Here is a 23138-nt window from a genome sequence, read left to right on the forward strand (position 1 = left end):
GAATAGCTTCCCCGTCGTTACCGCCTAAGCGGCGACCAGGAAGAACGCGCTTTCTGTGTGTCCTATCAGTACACCTGCGATGAACGCCTTGCAACGGCCCGCAGAGAACCTTCGGCGTCATGAGCATTGACGACGCACAATCCACGAGACTTACATGAGGTCCGCTGGCCCAGGGCAGGGCTCAGGCGCTCGCCTTGCGGGAAGGACACACACACGACATGACGATGGTTGACCGGCCGATAGATAAGCCAGCTACTGGGGGAAAACCTCGCGATCGCAGCAGTGGCGGCCCGCCGCGTCGACGCAACAAGGCGCTTTTCTGGTTCGCGCTGCCCGGGACCGCCCTGCTGCTGCTATTCCACTACGTGCCGCTCCTGGGCAACATCATCGCGTTCCAGGACTATCAGCCCTTCACGGGCATCAATCACAGCCCGTGGTCGGGGTTCGGCAACTTCGAGATCCTCTTCAACGGTGACCCCGCGTTCGTGCACGCACTGGTCAACACGCTAGAGCTGACCTTGATCCAGGTGGTGTTCGTCTTCCCGCTGCCGATCCTGCTCGCGCTGCTTCTCAACAGCCTGGTCAGTGAACGGATCAAGCGGATCGTGCAGAACGTGCTCTACCTGCCACATTTCCTGTCATGGGTGGTCATTGTCGCGATCTTCCAGCAGATGCTCGGCAACGCCGGCCTGGTGAACGTCTTCCTCCAGGCCCATGACATGGGCACCTGGAGCATCATCGGCAACCCCGACCTGTTCAAGGAACTACTGACCTCGCAGGTGATCTGGAAGGACACCGGCTGGGCCACCATCCTCTTCCTCGCGGCCCTCTCCCGCGTCGACACCGACCTGTACGAGGCCGCCGCCGTCGACGGGGCGAGCCCGCTGCGCCAGACCTGGCACGTCACCCTGCCGGCGCTGCGCGGCCTGGTGATCCTCCTGTTCATCCTCCGCCTCGGCGACGCGCTGAGCGTCGGCTTCGAACAGATTCTCCTCCAGCAGACCGGCCTGGACAGGAGCACCACGGAAGTCCTGGACACCTACGTCTACAACAACGGTCTCATCGCCGGGCAGTGGGGGGTCAGCGCCGCGGTCGGGCTGGTCAAGGGCATGGTCGGGGTGGCCCTCGTGCTGGGTGCGAACAAGGTCGCCCATCTCTTCGGCGAGGAAGGCATCTACCGCAAATGACCACTCTCACCTCGGGGCGCCGCAGGCCGGCCCGTACGTACAGCGCGATCCCCGGGCAGGCGCCCAGCAGGCCCCTGTGGCGCACGGCCAAGTCCCTGATCCTGCTGGTGTGTGTGGCCCTGGTGGCCATCCCGTTCCTGGCGGTGCTGTCCACCTCGCTCGCGGACGCGGGACAGATCAATACGACCGGCGGCTTCGTCCTCTGGCCCGACCACCCCACGCTCGCCTCCTACCGCGCCCTGCTCGGCGGCGGGCTGGTCTCCCGGGCAATGCTCGTCAGCGTCGGCATCACCGTCGTCGGGACGGCTGTCAGCCTGGCGGCTTCGATCGGCCTCGCCTACGGCCTGAGCCGCCGCGAGAGCTTCGGGCAGCGACCGATCCTGCTACTCCTCGTCCTGTCCCTGCTCTTCGTGCCCGGCGTCATCCCCAGCTACCTCCTGGTCAAGCAACTCGGCCTGATCGACAGCTACTGGGCGCTGATCCTGCCCACCGCGGTGAACGCCTTCAACGTCATCGTCCTGCGCTCGTTCTTCACCAGCCTGCCCACCGAACTCATCGACGCCGCCCGCATCGACGGCGCGAGCGAGTGGCGCATCCTGACCCGCATCGTCATGCCGCTGTCCAAGGCGGCCATCGCGGTCATCGGCCTGTTCTACGCGGTCTCGTACTGGAACGCCTTCTTCAACGCGCTCGTGTACATCAACCAGTCCGCGAAATGGCCCCTCCAACTCGTATTGCAGACCTACGTGGTGAACAACGCGGCGCTCGGCCAGGGACAGACCGCCGACCCCGCCGCCGCGCTCCCGCCCACCGTCGCCCTCCAGGCGGCCATCCTCGTCCTGTCCATCCTGCCGGTCATCGTCGTCTTCCCCTTTCTGCAACGGCACCTGACCAAGGGCGTGATGCTCGGCGCGGTGAAGGGCTGACCACCGCGCACCGCAACATCCCCCTTCGAACCGACCGCACAGAAAAGAGAGGCACCCCCATGAGTGCGCACCTCACCCGCAGGAACGTACTGCTGGCAGGGCTCGCCACTGCCGCGGTACCCGGCCTCGCGGCCTGCGGCGACGGTGTCGCCGCTCGACCGCTCGCGCAGAACGGCAACGTACGGCTGCCGGACCACATCCCCTACCGGGGAGCGTTGCCGGACCTGCCGGCGAGCAAGGCCGGAGTGCTCGGCGGCTACTTCCACTACCCCAAGCGCCCCGTGGCGGCGGCGCCCGACGGTCCGCCCGCCAAGGGCCCGGCGATCAATGTCATGACGCTGACCTACACCCCCGTACCACCGCCGGTGTCGAAGAACCCGATGTGGCGGCAGCTCAACGAAAGCCTTGGCACCGACCTCGACTTCGAGATCGTGCCGGCGGCGAACTACCCGGTGAAGTTCGCCCTGACCATCGCGGGCGGCAATCTGCCCGACGCCATGCTCGTCCTGCCCGTCGCGCCGCAGCAACCAGCCATGCTCAACGCGCTGTTCGAGGACCTGGCGCCCCATTTGTCCGGCAGTGCCGTACATCGCTACCCCTACCTGGCGAACATCCCCAGCAGCTCCTGGCAGCCCATGGTCCTCGCGGGCGGGCTGTACGGGCTGCCGATGCCCCGCGCCAACAGCGGCTCCGCGATGATGTACCGGGCCGACATCCTCAAGCGGAAGGATCTCGACCCGGAGCCGAAGTCGTTCAAGGATTTTTTGCAGCTGTGCAAGGACGTCTCCGACCCCAAGCACGCGAAGTACGCCGTCGGTGACCCCCGCACCACTCTCTTCTTCGTCCTGGAGATGCTGCACGGGGCGAACTACTGGCGTCAGCGCGGTGGCCGGTTCACCTGGTTCCTGGAGGAGAGCGACATCCTCCACCAGGCTCTCGACGCGGTACGGCAGCTCGTGAAGGCACAAACACTGCACCCCGACGGATTCACCACCCTCGGCAAGTTCAAGGACTGGTTCGGAAACGGTCAGATCGCGATCAACTTCGACGGCCTGACCGCCTGGAATCAGAACCTCACCCAGTACGGCGCCACCGACAAGAACTTCGACGTCGACGCCATGCTCGCGCCGGGCTTCGACGGCGGCAGGGGAACCCATTGGGCGGGGCCGACCAACTTCGCGATGCTCTGCCTCAAGAAGGCCCCCGAGCAACGCATCGAACAGTTGCTGCGCGCCTTCAATCTCATGGCCTCACCGTTCGGCACCGACCACTATCTGCTGCGTAAATACGGGGTGGAGGGGCACGACTTCGCCTTCAAGGGCCCCGACCCCGTGCTCAACCCGGTCGGCGCCCTGGACACCGGCCTGCCCACCAACTTCGTCACCGACGCCCCGCAGGCCACCTACTACCCGCCGGACGCCGAGCCGGTACGCCGCCAGCACAGATTCCAACAGCGGGCCGTCGACATACTTGTGCCCGACGACTCCTACGGCCTCTACTCCGAGACCAACGTGACGTACGGACAGACCGCCCGCGAGGAGATCATCGAGGGCCCCCTGAAGGGCTACATGCGCGGCAATGCCGGATGGGGCGACGTCCAGGACGCCGTGCAGAACTGGCGCCGGACCATCGGCGACAAGATGCGCCGCGAGTTCGAACAGCACTGGGCGAGCGTGCACGGATAGATCCGCCGGGCCGGCGCCGCCCGGACGAGCCACGATTCCGACCACCTCGGACCCAGCCACGATTCCGGACCACCTCGGACAAGGATCCACACTGTGCACGACGACCGCCGGTTCACCGAAGACCGCGTCCGCAAGCTGCTGGGGCGGGTCCTGCGCCCCGCCCTCTACAGCGCCGCCCACCCTCTCACTCTCGCTGCCTGGAACGTCGTGGGTGAGCCGGTGCCGTTCAGCGACGCCCTGGAAGCCGCCTACGAACCGATGCGGATCGGCGACACCTGGGGCCGGCCCTGGGGGACCACGTGGCTCAGGGCGACCGCCGACATCCCGGCCGAGTGGGCTGGGCGACGGGTCGAGGCCGTCTTCGACCTCGGATTCGACCTCGACCGTGGCCCCGGCGGGCAGGCCGAGGGGTTCGTCTACCGCGAGGGCTCACCCGTCCAGGGCCTGCACCCGTACAACCGCACTGTGCTGCTCGGTGACGCCGCCACCGGTGGCGAGAAAATCGACCTGCTGGTGGAGATGGCCGCCAACCCGAACATCTCCGGCAGCCAGGCGCGCGGCACCCACTTCGGCTCCCGGGACACCGCGGGTGAGGCCCATCTGTACCAGCTCAGGCAGGCCGAGCTCGCCGTACGGGACGAGAACGTCTGGCACCTCATCCATGACATCGAGGTTCTCGACGAGCTGATGCGGGAGCTCCCCGAGGGTTCCTCGCGACGTCACGAGATCCTGCACGCCCTGCGCCGGGCCGCCGACATCCTCAACCCGAAGGATGTTGCCGCCACGGCGGCCGCAGGGCGCGGGCAACTGGCGGACGTGCTCTCCCGGCCCGCCCACGCCTCCGCCCACACCGTCGCCGCCGTGGGCCACGCGCACATCGACTCCGCCTGGCTGTGGCCGGTGCGCGAGACCATCCGCAAGTGCGCACGCACGTTCACCAACATGACCACGCTCGCCGCGGAGTATCCGGAGCTGGTATTCGCCTGCTCCTCCGCGCAGCAGTACGCGTGGATCAAGGAACGGCACCCGGAGATCTTCGAGCGCATCAAGCAGGCCGTCGCCGCCGGCAACTGGGCCCCGGTCGGCGGCATGTGGGTGGAGGCGGACGGCAACCTTCCCGGCGGCGAGGCCCTCGCCCGTCAACTGGTCTACGGGCGCCGGTTCTTCGCCGAGGAGTTCGGCATCGACCAGCACGGTGTGTGGCTCCCCGACTCCTTCGGCTACAGCGCCGCCTATCCGCAACTTGCCAGGCTGGCCGGCGCCGAATGGTTCCTCACCCAGAAGCTGTCCTGGAACGAGACCAACCGGCTGCCCCACCACACCTTCGCCTGGGAAGGAATCGACGGCACCCGTGTCTTCACCCACTTCCCACCCGTCGACTCCTACGTCGCGGAACTGACCGCCGCCGAACTCGCCCACGCCGAGCGTAACTTCGCGGACAAGGGAGTCGCGACCCGGTCGCTCGTCCCGTTCGGTTACGGCGACGGGGGCGGCGGCCCCACCCGCTCCATGCTGGAGCGGGCGCGCAGACTGGCCGACCTGGAGGGCTCGCCCCGGGTCGAGGTCGGGACACCGGACGACTTCTTCACGGCGGCCCGCGCCGAGTACGACCCCCTGCCGGTCTGGCGTGGCGAGCTGTACCTGGAGAACCACCGCGGCACCTACACCAGTCAGGCGCGCACCAAGCGCGGCAACCGCCGCTCCGAGGCGCTGCTTCGCGAGGCCGAGCTGTGGGCAGCCACCGCCTCGGTGCGCGCCGGGGCCCCGTATCCGTACGAACGCCTGGAGTCTTTGTGGCAAAGGGTGTTGCTCAACCAGTTCCACGACATCCTTCCGGGCACGTCGATCGCCTGGGTGCACCAACAGGCCGAAGAGGTGTACGGCGCGGTGCGTGACGAACTCACGGAGATCATCGAGACCGCGGTGCGCAGCCTCGGGCAGGCGCCTGCCCGTACCTTCCTCAACGCCGGGCCGTACGACCGCCACGAGGTCACTGCCCTGGCAGCAGAGCCCGGCACCGCCGAGCGGTCCGACTTCCCTGGCGGGCAACGGCTGGCCGACGGGCGCCTCGCGGTGCTGGCGGACGTCCCCGCCCTCGGCTCCGGCCACGCCCTGACCGCGCCCACCAAGCCCGTCACGGCGCGGGCCGACGGCGACGGATTCGTCCTGCACAACGGTGCGCTGACCGTGCGGGTCGATGGCGACGGTCTCGTCACGTCGGTGTACGACCACGCCGCCGACCGCGAGGCGATCGCCCCCGGCACCGTCGGCAACCTCCTCCAACTCCACGCGGACGACCCGAACGTGTGGTCCGCGTGGAACATCGACCCCTACTACCGCGGCACCGTGCACGACGTGCGTGAGGCGGACGCGGTGACGCTTGAGGACAGCGGGCCACTGCTCGCCCGCGTCCGCGTCGAGCGCCGCTTCGGCAGCTCCGTCCTCGTCCAGCACCTGGAACTCGCCGCCGACAGCAAACAGCTCACCGTGCGCACGGACATCGACTGGCAGGAACGGGACACGCTCCTCAAGGCCGCCTGGCCGCTCGACGTCCACGCCGAACACGAGAGCGCGGAGATCCAGTTCGGGCACGTACGACGCCCCACGCACGAGAACACCAGCTGGGACGCGGCACGCTTCGAGCTGTGGGCCCACCGATGGGTCCATGTCGGTGAACGTCACTGGGGAGCCGCGGTCCTGAACGACTCCACCTACGGCCACGACATCGCCCGCGACACCCGGGAGGACGGCGGCACCACCACAACCTTGCGTCTGTCTCTGCTGCGTTCCCCGCACAGCCCCGACCCGGAGGCCGACCGCGGGCGGCACACCTTCACGTACGCGCTGCTCGCGGGCGCAGGGATCGAGGAGGCGATCGCCGGAGGATACGCGCTGAACCTGCCGCTCAGGCCCGCCTCCGCCTCGATGGCCGCGCTGCTCGGCGTGGACAACCCCGATGTTGTGGTCGAGGCGGTGAAGCTGGCCGACGACCGCAGCGGCGACATTGTGGTCCGTCTGTACGAAGGGTGCGGCGGAGCGGCGACGGCCACGCTCACGGCGCGCTTCGCCCTCACCGGCGTCAGCGACTGTGACCTGCTGGAAGTCCCGCAGCGGGAACTGCCGTTGTCGGCGGACGACGGGTCCACACCCCTTCGGCTACGGCCCTTCCAGATCCGCACCCTGCGGCTGCGGCGGAGGCGGCAGGGCGGATAGTGCGACCTCGCCCGGCAGCGCGGGCCCGCCCGTCGCTGCCGGGTCCCATGGCCCGGACCCAGACTGCCCACCACCCCTGGCCTCTCGCGGCAACAGGAGAGCACCCCTCACGCGCGACGACCGGAAGCTGGTCGAAGCACGCCTGGAGCGCGTCCTCAACGAGCGCCTCCGACCCGCCGTCCCTCCGCACGACACCCCTGCGTGCGGAGATCTGGTTCACCGACGGCGACCCGTCCCCGTGGCCGAGGGACCGACCGTGCCCACGCGGCCCATCTCACCCGGCACACCCTGGGGGACGAGCTGGTTCGAGGTCACGGGCACCGCGCCCGCCGCCTGGGCAGGGCAAACCGTCGCAGCCGTCCTCGACCTCGGTCTCTCTTTCCCCCCCGCACTCCCGGCTTGAGCAGTCACCTTCGAGCCGCGCCTCTGGCACCGCCAGAAGCGTGTCACCCAGCTGGAGCAGCTCACGTGGGCAGATGGCGTTCCGGATGGCGTCGGCGACGCCGCTCCCGCTCCTCGCCCGGTCAGGGTTCCGCCCCGCTGTACCTCGTCCACCAAGGGAAGTTGCGCTTCGCCGCCGTGACCACGGAGATCTTCCGCCCTCGGAGTGGCACCTGCGATCGTGGGCCGGCTGCCCTCATCCTTGCAGCTACTGCTGACCCGCATGCGGGGCCACTGACGCCGCGGATGCCTCCGAATGATCCTGACCGCCGAATTCCGGGCAGGTGCCGCCCCGCGCGATCCGTGGCGGCAGGCCCCGGACCAGATGTTCGCTTCACCGGCGGCGGCGCCCGCCGACGTTCTCAGAAAGGAAAGAAGATGCTGCAGACCATTCTCGGTGCGACCCTGCGCTGGTATCAGCCCAACGGATGGATTTTCGATCCGGTGCACATGAGTCCGGACACCATTGACTACACCGTTGTGAGCGGGCCACATACGGGCCGTCATGCCGTACAGCAAACGTACTACCACCGCGTCGCGCCGGGCATCGAACTCACCTCCTGGTACGAGGAGGTAGGCACGGTGGTGAACATCATCTGGTATCTGGAGTCGCAGACAAGCCACCGGTTCGCTGCCCTACCCGCGTGGGCGGCCGACGACTTTTCGGTCCTGGTCGGGGACAACCGAGACCCCCAGTACCTCGACGGGGTCGGCGAGCTGGCGGCGACCAGGCCCGACGGCCCCCGTCACTTGCTGTCTGACGACGGCTACTTCGAACTGCTGTGAGTACCTGCTCGCTGCTACTCGCACGAGACGAATCCTTTCCACCGCCGACGGCTCCGCACGCTCCTGCCGATGTGCGACTCGGCCGCCGGTACGCCGACGCTCCTCCGCACGTGGCTCGGCCGGCAGCCGCCGGATGAACCTCTCTTACGACGTCTGCGGTGACGGTCACGCCTTGGTGCTGCTGCATTCGTCGGTGTGCGACCGTCGTATGTGGGACCCGCAGCTACGAGCGCTGCGTGACGCGGGGTACCGCGTGGTGCGGTGCGACTTCCGGGGATACGGCCGCTCCCCGGTGGCAGACCAGCCGTACAGCGATGCGGCAGATGTCTGGGACCTTCTGGACCACCTTCGCCTCGAACGATGCGCCCTGATCGGGTCTTCCCACGGTGGCGAGGTCGCACTGGAGATGGCGGCGACCCGGCCGGAGCGGGTCTCTGCACTGATGCTGCTCTGCTCGGCGATGCCCGGACGCGTCCAGGGCCCCGAACTGCGGGCGTTCACCGAGCAGAAGAATGCGCTGCTGGCCGCCGACGACCTCGCCGGGGCTGTTGAACTCAGCGTCAAGACGTGGCTGGGCCCCGAGGGCGGCGAGGACGTTCGGGAACAGGTCCGGCGGATGCAGCGGCATGCGTTCGAGGCACAGGCGCGGGCCAAGTTCGCCTCGACCGGTACAGCGGTCGACCTGACGCGGATCACAGCCCCTTGCCTGGCCCTGTCGGGAGCGCATGATCTCGCGGACTTCCGGGAAATTGCCGCCGACGTACCTGCGTGGGTCGTCGGGGCCCGCCACCTTGAATTGCCCTGGGCAGGCCACCTTCCTAACTTGGAGCGCCCCTCGGGGGTGACCGACCTGCTGACCGCCTTCCTCGGGGAAACACTCCCTCCGCACTGAGGTGCCACTCCTGACGGGCGACCCGGTGGAGACTCGACGCCGCGCTGGCGAGAACCGTCACCGGTGCGGATCTGGGCGTGGTGTCGCAGCAGCCCGGTCCACGGGAGGCCCCGCTGGTCGAGGCCCTCAAGGACGCGTACCAACTCGCCCCGAAACCCAGGCACTTCTGTCGTACCGCGTGGGGGACTTTCCAGCATCCGGCCTCGGAACTCTTGCCCGGCACCGAGAGTCCGGGTTCGGATTCGTGCAGTTGATGTCGTTCACCCACGAAGGACGGGAGTCCGGGGTTGAGGGGTAGCGGTAGGGCGGTTGGCGCTGAGATCGGTCAAGGTCCGGCTACGCCCCCAGCGCGTTGACACGGTTCTCATACTCGCGGCGGGCCTTGCGCTGTGCCGGGATCGCCGAGGCGACGCGGGGGTCGGCAGCGGTCGAGGAGTTGGCGGTGGGGGCACCCTGGCGGCCGGCGGTGTGCGCGGGTAGGAGGTCGGCGCCTGCGGTACGGATGGCGCCGCGGTTCACATCGTGCTCGCGGGCCGGCGTGGTGATGGACCTGCCGTTCAGGTACGCCGTGCGTACGTCGTCGTTCTTCTGGGCTTTGACTGCGGGCCGGCGCCCGCCCTTGTTGCCCTTGGCCGCGGCGGCCCGCAGTTCCCGCTGGAGGTCGTCGGCGGCGGTGAGGGTCTGCACCATCAACTTCACGGTGGACAGCGGCTCTCCGGTGCGCAGGTGGCGGGCAAGGCGGAACAGGGCTTCTGCGTTGACTCGGTGACCTCCTCGGCTATCAGCAGCCGCGGGACCTCGGCGGGATCCCACTGCTGAGCTCGGGCGGTGGCCGGGACGTCGGGGGCCGCTTTGCGTATGTAGGGCAGGCGCATGCGGCGCATGAGCTTGTCGAGCTCCTCGGGTAGCGCCGGGGCCGGGGGAAACGTCATTGGGGAGTGAGCTCCATGAACACGACAGGCCCAGCCGTACCCCGCTCCTGGACAATGCACGCCCACTTCCTGACGGATCGCTACATCGATGAGGCGACCGTCGCCGGGCATGGCCAACGGCGGGGCGCCCGGGTGGGCCGACTGGAGTGCCGGGCGGCACCTGGAGCTGATGGACCGGTGGGGCATCGGTATCTCTGTCCTGTCGATCTCCTCCCCTGGCGTGTCCTTCGGTGACCCGGCCGCCAAGCGTTCGTTGGCCCGGCACCTCAACGAGAACGGGGCCGAACTCCGTCGTACCCACCCCGAGCGATTCGGCCACTTCGCCTCGTTGCCGCTGACAGACCCCGACGACGCTCTCGCCGAGGTGGAGTACGCGCTCGATCAGCTCGGTGCCGACCGTGTGACCGTCGAAAGCGACTCGGGAGTTCTTCCGCCGCGCGTTCGCCGGATCCGAGGACGCCACCAGGCCCCTGACCGAACAGATCGGACGGCTGTGGTTCGACATGGCCGGTACGCCGTTCCCGCACCAGATCCCCGGACTGGTCAGGGCGTTCGGCAGCGAGCGCGTGCTCTACAGGAGCGACTACTGCTGGACACCGCCGCCGTTCGTCGTGCCTCAGCTCGCCTCGTTGGAGAGTGCTCCGCAGCCCGCGGGGGACACCTGGCGCGCGCCGGCCGCCCGCAACGCGCGGCGGCTCGTCCCCCGCCTCGACGGCCGTTGCCTGACGTCCCGTCAGCGGGGGGCGGTCGTGAGCGGCAGCAGGACCTCGTCGACCAGCGCCTCGGTCTCCGGGCGTTGCGTCACGAGCCGGCGCAGCGCCCGGCCGTGTGGCTCGTCCAGCACCGCCGCGCAGTCCTTGAGCACTTCGATCAGGTCGGTGCGCAACGAGCCGGTGTTCGGTGCCAGGGGTACGCCGAAGCTCACGGCCGGGTCCGTGAGCGCGTGCGGCACCGACTCGGCCGCTCTGGCCGCTGAGTCCGGTCTGCCGCTGCCTCATCTGGCCACCGCTTTAATCCGTGCCGGCTGAAGCAGGTGCTGGAAGAAGGGGCGCGGAGCGGTCGATAGCCTTCTGGGGGAGCGGGAGAAGGCGGCCCCCGGCGCGGACTCCCCGGATTCTCCCCAGGACCCGCCCTGAGCGCCCCCCGTCCGGGCGGGAGACGCAGAACAGCCGGGAGACGTAAAACAGCAAGGTGAGAGGCCCCATGTTCACGACCCGACCGACCCTCCAGGGCACCTTCGGCATGGTGTCCTCCACCCACTGGCTCGCCTCGCAGTCGGCGATGGCCGTCCTGGAGGACGGCGGAAACGCCTACGACGCCGCCGTGGCCGCCGGGTTCGTCCTGCATGTGGTGGAGCCCCACCTCAACGGGCCGGCCGGGGATCTGCCGGTCATCCTCGCGCCCGTCGGCGGGGACGTCCAGGTGCTCTGCGGGCAGGGGCCCGCGCCCGCCGGGGCCACGATCGGGCACTACCGGTCCCTCGGACTCGAACTCGTCCCCGGCACCGGACCGCTCGCCGCCGCCGTGCCCGGTGCCTTCGACGCGTGGATGCTGCTGCTGCGCGACCACGGCACCAAGTCCCTCGCGCAGGTGCTGCGTTACGCCATCGGCTACGCCGAGGACGGCCACGCGCCCGTCGAGCGGGTCGGCCAGACCGTGGAGAGCGTGCGCGAACTGTTCGAGACGGAGTGGACCTCGTCCGCCGATGTCTATCTGCCCGCCGGCCGCGCCCCCGCGCCCGGCGAGCTGTTCCGCAACCCCGCCCTGGCCGCCACCTGGCGCCGTCTGACAGCCGAGGCCGAGGCGGCGGGCGGCGGCGACCGGGTCGCGGAGATCGACGCCGCGCGTGACATCTGGCGCACGGGATTCATCGCCGAGGCGCTGATACGCCAGTCCGACCGCCCCACCCTCGACACCAGCGGCTCCCACCACACCGGCACCCTGACGGCCGCCGACCTGGCCGGCTGGTCCGCGACGTACGAAGCACCCGCGACGTACGAGTGGAACGGCTGGACCCTCTGCAAGGCCGCCGGCTGGAGCCAGGGCCCCGCCTTCCTCCAGCAGCTCGCCCTGCTGCCGCCCGCGCCCGAGCTGCCGGCGTACGGCTCCGCGGAGTACGTCCACCTCCTTACCGAGGGCAGCAAGCTGGCCATGGCCGACCGGGAGGCATGGTACGGCGACGCCACCGACGTACCGCTCGCCACGCTCCTCTCGGAGCCGTACAACACCGCCCGGCGCGCACTGGTCGGGGACACCGCCTCCTACGAACTGCGTCCCGGCAGCCCCCACGGACGCGCCCCCGTCCTCAGCGCCCACGCCACCGCCGTCGCCGCCGGTGACGCCGGCTTCGACGCGCTCGCCCTCCCGGCGGCCGGCGCGGGCGAGCCGACCGTCGCCCGCGACGGCGCGACCCGTGGCGACACCTGCCACCTCGATGTCGTGGACCGCTGGGGCAACATGATCGCCGCGACACCGAGCGGCGGCTGGCTCCAGTCCAACCCGGTCGTGCCCGAACTCGGCTTCCCGCTCGGCACCCGCCTCCAGATGGCCTGGCTGGAGCCCGGACTGCCCAACTCCCTCACACCGGGCCGCAGGCCCCGCACCACGCTCACACCGTCCCTCGCCCTGCGCGACGGCACCCCCGTCCTGGCCTTCGGCACCCCCGGCGGCGACCAGCAGGACCAGTGGCAGCTCCACTTCTTCCTGGCCGTCGCGCTCCGCCCGCCGGTACGCGGCGGACTCGACCTCCAGGGCGCGATCGACGCGCCCAACTGGCACCACGACAGCTTCCCCAGCTCCTTCTACCCGCGCGGAATGCGACCGGGCAGCGTCACCGTGGAGCCCTCCATGGACGCGGCCGTAGTAGAAGGGCTGCGCCGCCGGGGCCACGACGTGACCGTCGGCGAACCCTGGTCGGAGGGGCGGCTCTGCGCGGTGGCCCGCGACCCGAGGACCGGCGTGCTGTCGGCCGCGGCCAATCCGCGCGGCATGCAGGGGTACGCGGTCGGCCGTTAGGCCCTGTCCCGGCGGATCCCGGGCCCCCGAAGGTCCGCCGGGCAGGACCTGGAAGCGTGGGCGCAGACGCCGCCGGAACCGTCGCGAGGGCTGGACGCCGAGCCGCCATCGAGTCGTCACCTCCGCTCCCACCTGCGTTGTCACACCCCTGTGGTTCTCTTGAGGAATGATCGATGACTTCCTGAACGGTGACCTTTCCCCGGTCGAGGCGGCGCTGCGCGACGCGGCGGCCGCCGAGATCATGCCGCGCTACCGGCAGCTCGCCGCCCACGAGATCGTCGAGAAATCCGGCCCCCACGACCTGGTGACCAGCGCCGACCGGGGCGCCGAGGAGCACCTGACCGCCGCGCTGACGGCGCTGCTGCCCGGCTCGGTGGTGGTCGGGGAGGAGGCGGTCCACGCCGACCCCGCCGTGACCGGGGCGCTGCGCGGCGACGCGCCCGTATGGATCGTCGACCCCGTCGACGGCACCCGGCAGTTCGTCCGGGGCGAGCCCGGTTTCTGCACGCTCGTCGCACTCGCCCAGGGTGGCGAGGTGCTGGCCTCCTGGACGTACGCGCCCGCGACGGACGAGATGGCCACCGCCGTACGAGGACGGGGCGCCCTGCTCGACGGCGTCCCCCTGAGCTGCGGCACGCCCGCGCCCGGCGCGGTGCTCGAAGTCGCCATGTCGCACCCGGACTTCACGACGCCCGAGGAGAAGCGGGCGCTGCTGGGGGTCCAGGACGCCGACGACATCGCCGCCCGGCCGTGCGGCTCGGCGGGGCTGGAGTATCTGGCCGTCGCGCGAGGCACGCTCGACGCCGTCGCCTTCAGCTGGGAGCTGGCCTGGGACCACGCGGCGGGCCTGCTGCTCGTCACGGAGGCGGGAGGCACACAGCTGACGCTCACCGGCGAACCCTTCCGCGTCGCGGGTGGTAACGCGCTGCCCTTCACGGCGGCGCGCGACGCGGCGACCGCGCGGCGGGTGCGGGAGCGCCTGCTGGCCGGCGCGCGGACAGCGGCGGAGACCCAGGCGGGAGCGGAGGCAGGAGCGGCGGCGGGCCCCGGGGCCTGAGAGAGCCGCCGTGAGCGGAGCGGCCGGTTCCGTCGCCCCGCCGACAGAGTGTCAGAGGCCAGGAATATCCTGGTTCCTCTGGCCATCGGCTGACGAAGGAGTCCGAAGGTGCCGTCGATGCTCGATGCCGTCGTCGTGGGGGCGGGACCCAACGGGCTGACCGCCGCGGTCGAGCTGGCCCGACGTGGATTCTCCGTCGCCGTGTTCGAGGCCAGGGACACCGTGGGCGGGGGAGCGCGGACCGAGGAACTGACCCTGCCCGGCTTCCGGCACGACCCCTGTTCCGCCGTGCACCCGCTGGGCGTGGGATCGCCCGCGTTCAACGACATGCCCCTCGCGCGGTTCGGCCTGGAGTGGCTGCATCCCGAGCTGCCGATGGCCCATCCCTGGGACGACGGCACGGCCGCCGTCCTGTCCCGCTCCGTCGCCGAGACCGCCGCCTCCTTCGGCCCGCGCGACGCCGGGGCGTACCGCCGGCTCGTCGCCCCCTTCCTCGGCAAGTGGGACACCTTCGCGCGGGACTTCATGACGCTGCCCCCCAGGGGCCTGCCGCACGACACCCTCACCCTCGCCCGCTTCGGACTCGCCGGGCTGCCGTCGGCGAATCTGCTGATGAGGCGCTTCCACGACGAGAAGGCCAAGGGGCTGTTCGCCGGTCTCGTCGCCCATGTCATCGCCCCGCTGAGCGGGATCGCGACCGGCGGGGTGGGCCTGATGTTCGCGCTCGCCGCGCACGAGAACGGCTGGCCGCTCCCGCGCGGCGGCTCCCAGTCCATCTCGGACGCGCTCGCGGCCTATCTGCGCGACCTCGGCGGCACGGTCCACACCGGATTCGAGGTCAAGAGGCTGGACGACCTGCCCCCGGCCCGCGCGTACGTCTTCGACACCTCACCGACCGCGCTCGCCCGTATCGCGGGCCTCGGCCGCGCGTACGACTCGTACAAGTACGGCCCCAGCGTCTTCAAGATCGACTACGCGCTGGACGGCCCGGTGCCCTGGACCGCGGAGGCCGCGCGCCGGGCCGGCACCGTCCAAGTGGGGCCCACGAGGCGGGAGATCAGCACGGCACTGGACCTGGCGTACGGGGGCAGCGCCCCGGCCACGCCGTTCCTGATCACCGCCCAGCCCAGCCTGGTCGACCCGTCGCGCGCCCCCGAGGGCAAGCAGGTCTTCTGGGCGTACGGCCATGTCCCGCACGCCTGGGACGGCGACCTCACCGACGCGATCGAGCGGCAGATCGAGCGCTTCGCGCCCGGTTTCCGGGACCGGGTCCTGGCCCGCGCGACGGCGGGCCCGCCGGAGCTGGCGGCCCGTAACGCCAACTATGTGGGCGGGGACATCGCCACCGGCTCCGTCGCCGGTCTGCGGCTGCTGGTGCGGCCCAAGCTCTCGCTGTCGCCGTACAGCACCCAGCACCCGGCGGTCTTCATCTGCTCGTCGGCGACCCCGCCGGGGCCCGGCGTGCACGGCATGTCCGGGCAGAACGCGGCGAAGGCGGTCTGGCGCAGGCTGCGCGCGAGCGCCTGACCGCCGAGTTCGTCGCCGACGCCCCGCCGGGAGCGTTCTCCCGGCGGGCGGGCCCCGCCGATTCCTGAGACGCTGGTTGGCGTCCGGGCGCCCCGGGCATCCGGCGTACCCGGCCGGGCCCACCCCCATAGCGACGCCGACGCCGAGCCGTGCACGGAGCACCTGCCCGCCGGGAGACGCCCCCGGACGCGCCCACCGGCCGCCCCGCCGCCCCCACGGGCCGCCCGCGAGGCGCGTGGCCGACCGCCGCCCAAGAAGGGATGGACCGCCATGAGCACATTCACCACCACCGACGGCACCGAGATCTTCTACAAGGACTGGGGCACGGGCCGCCCCGTGGTGTTCAGCCACGGCTGGCCGCTGAACGCCGACGCCTGGGACGGCCAGCTCCGAGTCGTCGCGGAGAACGGCTTCCGCGGCATCGCGCACGACCGCAGGGGCCACGGCCGCTCCGGCCAGCCCTGGCAGGGCAACGACATGGATACCTACGCCGACGACCTCGCGGGGCTGCTCGACGAGCTGGACATCCGCGACGCCGTCCTCGTCGGCCACTCCACGGGCGGCGGCGAGGTCGCCCGCTACATCGGCCGCCACGGGACCTCCCGCGTCTCCAAGGCGGTGCTCCTGAGCGCGGTGCCCCCACTGATGCTGCGGACCGACGCCAACCCCGACGGCCTGCCCCTCAGCGCCTTCGACGACATCCGCGCGGGCGTGGCCGCCAACCGCTCGCAGTTCTACCAGGACCTGTCCGACCTGTTCTACGGCTTTAACCGCCCCGGCGCCGCCGTGTCACAGGGCATGCGCGACGCGTTCTGGCTGTGGAGCATGCAGGTCGGCAGTAAGGCGGCGTACGACTGCGTGAAGCAGTTCTCCGAGACGGACTTCACGGAGGACCTGAAGCGGTTCGACATCCCCACGCTCGTCCTGCACGGCGACGAAGACCAGATCGTGCCCATCGTGGCCGCCGGCCCCAGGTCCGCCGAGCTGATCAAGGACGCCACGCTGAAGGTCTATCCGGGCGCCCCGCACGGTCTGTACGGCGACCACGAGCAGGAGTTCAACGCCGATCTGCTGGCCTTCGTCGGCGACTGAAGCGGTTCGGACCCGCCGAGGCGTACGCGCAGGCAGCGCAAGGTTGATGTCGGATTCCCGCCAGCCCCGCCACCCCATGTGACGGATGCTTGACGCATGCACACCGACACCGAGCGCTGCTTGCGCGCCGTCCGCTCCAAGGACGCGCGATTCGACGGATGGTTCTTCACAGCCGTCCTGACCACCGGTATCTACTGCCGTCCGAGCTGCCCGGTCGTGCCCCCCAAGGCCGAGAACATGGTCTTCCACCCGAGCGCGGCCGCCTGCCAGCAGGCCGGATTCCGCGCCTGCAAACGCTGCCGGCCCGACACCAGCCCCGGCTCGCCCGAGTGGAACGCCCGCGCCGACTCCGTCGCCCGCGCCATGCGTCTGATCCAGGACGGGATCGTCGACCGCGAGGGCGTCACCGGACTCGCCGGGCGGCTCGGCTACTCGGAGCGGCAGATCGAGCGCCAGCTGCTCGCCGAACTCGGCGCGGGCCCGCTCGCGCTGGCGCGCGCCCAGCGGGCCCAGACCGCCCGGCTGCTCATCGAGACGACCGCGCTGCCGATGGCGGAGGTCGCCTTCGCCGCCGGTTTCTCGTCGATCCGCACCTTCAACGACACCGTCCGCGAGGTGTTCGCCCTCGCCCCGACCGAGCTGCGGGCACGCGGCGCCCGGCGGCCGGACAACGCCGCCCCCGGCCCCCGGACTCCCGGAGTGATCTCTCTGCGGCTGCCCTTCCGCGCACCGCTCACCCCCGACAACCTCTTCGGACACCTGGCGGCGACGGCGGTCCCGGGCGTCGAGGAGTGGCGGGACGGCGCGTACCGGCGCACGCTCTCCCTTCCGTACGGACACGGCATCGTCGCCCTCACACCGAAGCCCGACCACATCGGCTGCCGGCTCGCGCTGACCGACCCGCGCGACCTCACCGTCGCCATCAGCCGCTGCCGCCGCATGCTCGACCTGGACGCCGACCCGGTGGCCGTGGACGAGCAGTTGCGCACCGACCCGCTGCTCGCCCCGCTGGTCGACAAGGCGCCGGGCCGGCGGGTGCCGGGCACCGCCGACGCCGCCGAGTTCGCCGTACGCGCGGTGCTCGGCCAGCAGGTCTCCACCGCCGCCGCGCGTACGCACGCCGCCCGGCTCGTCACCGCGTACGGCACACCCGTGGACGACCCCGAGGGCGGCCTCACCCATCTCTTCCCCACCCCCGACGCGCTGGCCGGGCTGGACCCCGAGGCCCTCGCACTGCCGCGCAGCCGCCGCACCACGCTCACGACCCTGGTCGCCGCACTGGCCGACGGCACACTGCCGCTCGGCACGGACAGCGACTGGGACGAGGCCAGGGCCCGGCTCCACGCGCTGCCCGGATTCGGTCCGTGGACCGTCGAGGCGATCGCGATGCGCGCGCTCGGCGACCCGGACGCCTTCCTGCCGACCGACCTCGGTATCCGCCGCGCCGCGCGGGCGCTCGGGCTGCCGTCGACACCCGCCGCGCTCACGGCGCGCGCCGCCGGCTGGCGGCCCTGGCGCGCGTACGCCGTGCAGTATCTCTGGGCCACCGAGGACCACGCCATCAACGTCCTTCCCGCGTAAAGGAGTTCACCGCATGACCAGCAGATCGCACACCGTGGTCGACAGTCCGTACGGGCCGCTGACACTCGTGGCCACCGACGGAGTGCTGAGCGCGCTCTACATGACCGAGCAGCGCCACCGCCCGTCGCAGGAGACCTTCGGCGAGGTGGACGCCCGCCCGTTCGGCGGCGTGATCGACCAGCTCGACGAGTACTTCGCGGGCGAGCGCACCGAGTTCGACCTGCCGCTGCGGCTGCACGGCACACCGTTCCAGCGGAGCGTCTGGGAGCAGCTGCGGGCGATCCCGTACGGCGAGACCCGCAGTTACGGTCAACTGGCCGACGCGCTCGGCAAGTCGGGGGCGTCGCGCGCGGTCGGACTCGCCAACGGCAGGAACCCGGTGGGCATCATCGTGCCGTGCCACCGGGTGATCGGCTCGACGGGCAGCCTCACCGGATACGGCGGCGGGCTGGACCGCAAGCAGCGCCTGCTGGTGTTCGAGGGCGCGGCACGGCCGGACGCCGGGAGCAGCGGCGCGGGCACCCTGTTCTGACCGGCGCGGGCCCGCGCCTCCTCACTCCTCGTCGAACCGCTTGAGCAGCGTGGGCAGCGCCGTGCCGATCGGCTCGCGGATGATCTCGTCGGCCTGCCCGTCGTACGGCGTCGGCTCGGCGTTCACCACGATGAACCGCGCCCCGTGCTCGGCCGCGATCCCCGCCAGCGAGGCGGCGGGCTGCACCTGGAGGGTCGTACCGACGGCGATGAAGACCTCGCACGCCTTGGCGATCGTGAGGGCCTGCCCGAGAACCTCCGGGTCGAGCCGTTCGCCGAACATCACCGTCGCCGACTTGAGGACGGCGCCGCACACGGTGCACGGCGGGTCCTCCTCGCCCGCCTCGACCCGGGCCAGCGCCTCCTCCATCGTGGAGCGCGCGCCGCATCCGGTGCAGACCACCGCCCGCGCCGTGCCGTGCAGTTCGAGCACCTTACGGGCGGGCATCCCGCCGAGCTGATGGAGCCCGTCGACGTTCTGCGTGATCACCCGGACCGCGCCGCCGCCCGCGCGGTCGAGTTCGGCGACGGCGCGGTGCGCGACGTTCGGCTCGGCACGGAAGGTCGGGCTGTCCCGGCGCATCCGCCACGAGCGGCGGCGGACGTCCGGGTCGCCCATGTACGCGTCGTACGTGACGAGCTTCTCGGCCCCGGGGTCGCGCCGCCACAGGCCGTTGGGACCGCGGTAGTCGGGAATGCCGGAATCGGTGGAGATCCCGGCGCCGCTGAGGATCGCGACGAGAGTCATGCCGCGAGGGTATGCGGCGGCGCCGGGACGGGCGACCCAATAGCCGTCAGCCGTCAGCCGTCAGCCGTCAGTGGTCGACGGTCAGCGGTGATGGTTGTGCTTGTCGTGGAGATGGCCGAGATGACCGGGGTGCGGCGCGTGGCCGACGTAGTCGGAGGGTTCGGTCGTGCCGTCGTCGGTGATGGTGGTGACCGGGGTGAAGGGCGTCGGCACCTCGCCCGTCCAGCGGTTCAGCACCGCCTTGCCCGTCTGCTTGGTGACGCCGTCCTCCACGACCGTGCCCGCCTCGGCGAGGTAGTAGCGGCCGTCGTCGAGCGACACCAGCCCGTACTGGCCGGTCGACTCCCAGCCGTACGTACCGGATGCCGGGTGGTGCAGCCCCCGCTTGAGGAGCGGCAGCAGCCGGCCGCGTTCGGGCTGCGGCTGGCCGCTGACCGGGCCCGAGACCGGATGCCTCGAACCGTCGAGGACGAAGAGCGAGTAGTTCGGGAACTGCGTCTTGGTGCCCTTGTACGCGGCCAGCAGCCAGTTGCCGGTGTGCGCGTCGTAGTCGAGGTTCTGTACGCCGTAGGTGGTGTTGCCGGTGTAGCTGAAGTACTTGCCGTCGGGCGAACCGGGGCCGCTGGTGTGCGGATCGGCCTCGGTGAGCGGGCGCTCGTACTTCTTCCAGCGCCGGACGTCGTACTGGAGCAGGACCTGGTTGTCGTTGTCCTGCCGGGCGGTGTTGGCGTAGACGCCGTACGCGACGGTGAGCAGTTGGGTGTGCCGCGTGCCGCGCTTGTCGTCGAAGCCGGGGCCGAACGCCACGCCGTCGATGCCGCTGCAGCCGTAGCGGTGGTCGGCGGTCTTCGCGGTGTCGCCGTCGAAGACGCCGTTCCCGTCCATGTCGGCCGTGTAGTCGTCCACGACCTCCTGGAGGTGGACGGTGGAGACGACGCCGGTCGTCTGGGCGTCCATGCCCATCTCGGTGATCCGGTCACCGTCGAAGATCGCGATGTAGAAAGCCTTGGCGGCCTTGTACTCCAGGGAGCCGTAGACCCTGCCGTCCTTGGTGTTGAAGTCCAGGTCGCCGAGGTGCCCGGTGAAGCCGGTGACGGAGCCGACGGGCTTGCCGGTGAGGTCGGTCTTGACGAGGAGGTTGGTGAACGAGAAGTACACGAAGCCCTTGCGGCGGTCGACGGCCATGCCCTGGACATGGCCCGACTTCCAGGCGCCGCCGTCCACGGTCGTCGGGAGCCCGGGGCGCTTGGCCGCCGCACCCGCCTCCGCCGCCCCCGCCTCCGCCGTGGCGGTTCCCGCGCCCGCCGCCACAACCGCCGTGGTGAGCAGGGCTGTCAGCCAGCCGCGAATCTGACGTCGCATGTTCCCTCCGGTGTCCTGGGCCTGGGATTCTGGATCATGCTGCAGGGCGCTCGTGCACGGCGGGCCAACGCGAGGTGAATCGGCGTCAGCCGGGGACGGACCACCGGGCGGCGCGTACATGACATATGAGAGCAGCTCCGGTCGCACCCGTCACCACCGCGCACACAAGGATCAAGTGGTTCAAGCGGATCACGCGACCCGGCGGCCGTTCTCCAACTCCACGGCCCCGGTGCCGGCTTCGAGCGCGTCGAGCCCCACGAGGATGCGGGACCCGAGCGACCCGATCACCAGCTCGGGAATCTTGTGACGGTCCACCAGCCGCCAGGAGAGCAACTCCTCCTCCTGGAGCCGGATCTCACCGAGCCGCTCCTCGTCCAGGACTCCGCCGTCGTACAGATACGCGACGATGGCCGGCCGGTCCGGTGCCTGTGACCAGTCCACCGCGAGCAGCCGCCCCAACTCGACGTCCAGCCCGATCTCTTCGAGCGTCTCGCGCCGCGCCGCCTGACGCGGCGTCTCACCCTGGTCCGATTCGACGGTCCCGCCGGGCAGCGCCCAGCCCGGCCGGTAGCTGGGTTCGACGATCAGCACCCGCCCCTCCTCGTCCCGGAAGAGAGCGGCGGCGCCGGAGAGCACACGGGGGAGCCCGGCGATGTAGGCGAGGTAGTCAGCGTCGCGAGAGGTCACGCGGAAAGCCTAGATCAGAGGCCCCTTCGGGGCGGTGAGACCGTTCCCATGTCTATGGGAGGTTTGTCCAATTTTTTAACGGTCCTGGTGGCGGGCCGGTGCCCATGGGCAGGAGGACGCCCGGCCGGATAGGGTCGGTGCGGCGCGACTGCCTGTTCGAAAGCAAGGGATGACAAGGTGACGGACGGAGCAGTAACCGAGGCCGCGCACGTGCTCGTCGCGGCGGACAAGTTCAAGGGCTCGCTCACGGCCGTAGAGGTCGCCGAGCGGGTGACGGCCGGGCTGCGCCTGGTCGCCCCCGACGTGACGGTCGAGGCACTGCCCGTCGCCGACGGCGGCGACGGCACCGTCGCCGCGGCGGTGGCGGCCGGATTCGAACGGCGAGAGGTGCGGGTCACCGGACCGCTCGGTGACGAACTGACCGCGGCGTACGCGCTGCGCGACGGCACGGCCGTCGTGGAAATGGCCGAGGCGTCGGGCCTCCAGCATCTGCCCGACGGTGTCTTCGCCCCCCTCACGGCCGGTACGTACGGCTCCGGCGAACTGCTGCGCGCCGCGCTCGACGCGGGCGCGCGCACCATCGTCTTCGGCGTCGGCGGCAGCGCCAGCACGGACGGCGGCGCGGGCATGCTGGCCGCGCTCGGCGGACGCTTCCTGGACGCGGACGGACAGCCGGTTGGCCCCGGCGGCGGCGGACTGCGCGATCTCGCGACGGTCGACCTGTCCGGGCTCGACCCCCGTATCGCCGATACGGACATCGTCCTCGCCAGCGACGTCGACAACCCACTGACCGGGCCGAAGGGCGCCCCGGCGATCTACGGGCCGCAGAAGGGCGCGTCCCCCGAGGACGTCGACACCCTCGACGCGGCTCTCGCGCACTACGCGCGCGTGCTGGAGAAGACGATCGGCGCCAAGGCGGCCGAGTCCGCGCTCTCACCCGGCGCCGGGGCGGCGGGCGGTATCGGGTACGGCGCGCTCGTCGGCCTCGCCGCGAGCTTCCGGCCCGGCATCGAGGTCATGCTCGACGTGCTCGGCTTCGGCCCCGCGCTGTCCCGCGCCACGCTCGTCATCACCGGCGAGGGCTCGCTCGACGAGCAGACGCTGCACGGCAAGGCCCCGGCGGGCGTCGCGGCGGCGGCCCGCGCGCGCGACATCGAGGTCATCGCGGTCTGCGGCCGGCTGGCGCTGCGCCCGGAGGCCCTGGGCCGCGCGGGCATCCGCCGCGCGTACGCCCTGACGGACCTGGAACCGGACCCGGCACGCTGCATGGCGGAGGCGGGGCCCCTGCTGGAACGGATGTCGGCGGACATCGCGCGCGACTTCCTGACCTGACCTGACCTGACCTGACGTGACGTGACGCGGGTCCCGTTCCGCATCGGACGGGGCCCGGTCACGCGACTCGCGGGCCGCGTTCGTCCTCGATCGCCGGACGGGCTTCGTGCTGTGTCCTCAATCGCCGGACGGGCTGAATGCCCG

The 23138-nt window shown here is 70.9% G+C and carries 18 protein-coding genes; 13 read left to right on the top strand and 5 right to left on the bottom strand.

Translation table 11 applies throughout. The features are described from left to right. Positions 1-218 precede the first annotated feature (218 nt). The 6 genes from ACFUN8_RS19665 (at position 219) to ACFUN8_RS19690 (ending at position 9130) form a co-directional block, all read left to right on the top strand. Complete coding sequence (locus ACFUN8_RS19665) at positions 219-1187, top strand: ABC transporter permease (RefSeq protein ID WP_383638909.1); 969 nt, start codon at positions 219-221, stop codon at positions 1185-1187. Next, on the top strand, positions 1184-2113 hold the full coding sequence (locus ACFUN8_RS19670; RefSeq protein WP_383638912.1) for a carbohydrate ABC transporter permease: 930 nt from the start codon (positions 1184-1186) through the stop codon (positions 2111-2113). The genes ACFUN8_RS19665 and ACFUN8_RS19670 overlap by 4 nt, the downstream gene beginning before the upstream one ends. 59 nt (positions 2114-2172) lie before the next feature. Then, positions 2173-3798, top strand: a complete 1626-nt coding sequence (locus ACFUN8_RS19675; protein ID WP_383638915.1) for an ABC transporter substrate-binding protein — start codon at positions 2173-2175, stop codon at positions 3796-3798. A gap of 93 nt (positions 3799-3891) precedes the next feature. Then, on the top strand, positions 3892-7011 hold the full coding sequence (locus ACFUN8_RS19680) for an alpha-mannosidase (RefSeq protein WP_383638918.1): 3120 nt from the start codon (positions 3892-3894) through the stop codon (positions 7009-7011). 819 nt (positions 7012-7830) lie between these two features. Further along, the gene (locus ACFUN8_RS19685; RefSeq protein ID WP_383638921.1) at positions 7831-8238 is read left to right on the top strand and encodes a phenolic acid decarboxylase; all 408 of its coding nucleotides are present in this window, start codon (positions 7831-7833) and stop codon (positions 8236-8238) included. 133 nt (positions 8239-8371) lie between these two features. Beyond that, complete coding sequence (locus ACFUN8_RS19690) at positions 8372-9130, top strand: alpha/beta fold hydrolase (protein ID WP_383638924.1); 759 nt, start codon at positions 8372-8374, stop codon at positions 9128-9130. 336 nt (positions 9131-9466) lie between these two features. Here ACFUN8_RS19690 and ACFUN8_RS19695 read toward each other — a convergent pair whose 3' ends face one another. Further along, on the bottom strand, positions 9467-9820 hold the full coding sequence (locus ACFUN8_RS19695; RefSeq protein WP_383638927.1) for a hypothetical protein: 354 nt from the start codon (positions 9818-9820) through the stop codon (positions 9467-9469). A 975-nt stretch (positions 9821-10795) separates the two neighbouring features. Then, entirely contained in the window at positions 10796-10987 is a 192-nt protein-coding gene (locus ACFUN8_RS19700; RefSeq protein ID WP_383638930.1) for a hypothetical protein, read from the bottom strand. A 278-nt stretch (positions 10988-11265) separates the two neighbouring features. Here ACFUN8_RS19700 and ACFUN8_RS19705 point away from each other — a divergent pair, with 278 nt between their 5' ends. The 6 genes from ACFUN8_RS19705 (at position 11266) to ACFUN8_RS19730 (ending at position 18866) form a co-directional block, all read left to right on the top strand. Beyond that, positions 11266-13077: a gamma-glutamyltransferase family protein gene (locus tag ACFUN8_RS19705; protein ID WP_383638933.1), complete on the top strand. Its 1812-nt coding sequence runs from the start codon at positions 11266-11268 to the stop codon at positions 13075-13077. 166 nt (positions 13078-13243) lie between these two features. Beyond that, positions 13244-14134, top strand: coding sequence for an inositol monophosphatase family protein (locus tag ACFUN8_RS19710; RefSeq protein WP_383638936.1), 891 nt, complete (start codon positions 13244-13246; stop codon positions 14132-14134). Between the two features lie 108 nt (positions 14135-14242). Then, positions 14243-15661, top strand: coding sequence for a phytoene desaturase family protein (locus tag ACFUN8_RS19715; protein WP_383638939.1), 1419 nt, complete (start codon positions 14243-14245; stop codon positions 15659-15661). Between the two features lie 270 nt (positions 15662-15931). Beyond that, entirely contained in the window at positions 15932-16753 is an 822-nt protein-coding gene (locus ACFUN8_RS19720) for an alpha/beta fold hydrolase (protein WP_383638942.1), read from the top strand. A gap of 96 nt (positions 16754-16849) precedes the next feature. Next, positions 16850-18334 (top strand): AlkA N-terminal domain-containing protein, encoded by a 1485-nt coding sequence (locus ACFUN8_RS19725; RefSeq protein ID WP_383638945.1) that lies wholly within the window; start codon positions 16850-16852, stop codon positions 18332-18334. Between the two features lie 13 nt (positions 18335-18347). Further along, positions 18348-18866 (top strand): methylated-DNA--[protein]-cysteine S-methyltransferase, encoded by a 519-nt coding sequence (locus ACFUN8_RS19730; RefSeq protein WP_383638948.1) that lies wholly within the window; start codon positions 18348-18350, stop codon positions 18864-18866. A 21-nt stretch (positions 18867-18887) separates the two neighbouring features. Here ACFUN8_RS19730 and ACFUN8_RS19735 read toward each other — a convergent pair whose 3' ends face one another. From ACFUN8_RS19735 to ACFUN8_RS19745, 3 genes are all read right to left on the bottom strand, one after another. Continuing rightward, on the bottom strand, positions 18888-19613 hold the full coding sequence (locus ACFUN8_RS19735; protein WP_383638951.1) for an NAD-dependent deacetylase: 726 nt from the start codon (positions 19611-19613) through the stop codon (positions 18888-18890). Positions 19614-19694: 81 nt separating this feature from the next. Continuing rightward, entirely contained in the window at positions 19695-20975 is a 1281-nt protein-coding gene (locus tag ACFUN8_RS19740; RefSeq protein ID WP_383638954.1) for a hypothetical protein, read from the bottom strand. Positions 20976-21164: 189 nt separating this feature from the next. Beyond that, the gene (locus tag ACFUN8_RS19745; RefSeq protein ID WP_383638957.1) at positions 21165-21662 is read right to left on the bottom strand and encodes an NUDIX domain-containing protein; all 498 of its coding nucleotides are present in this window, start codon (positions 21660-21662) and stop codon (positions 21165-21167) included. 177 nt (positions 21663-21839) lie between these two features. Between ACFUN8_RS19745 and ACFUN8_RS19750 the strand changes: the two genes are divergently transcribed. Continuing rightward, entirely contained in the window at positions 21840-22994 is a 1155-nt protein-coding gene (locus ACFUN8_RS19750; RefSeq protein WP_383638960.1) for a glycerate kinase, read from the top strand. The last annotated feature ends 144 nt before the right edge of the window (positions 22995-23138 follow it).

It is taken from the genome of Streptomyces sp. NPDC057307 (assembly GCF_042667665.1).
Classification (GTDB): Bacteria; Actinomycetota; Actinomycetes; order Streptomycetales; family Streptomycetaceae; genus Streptomyces.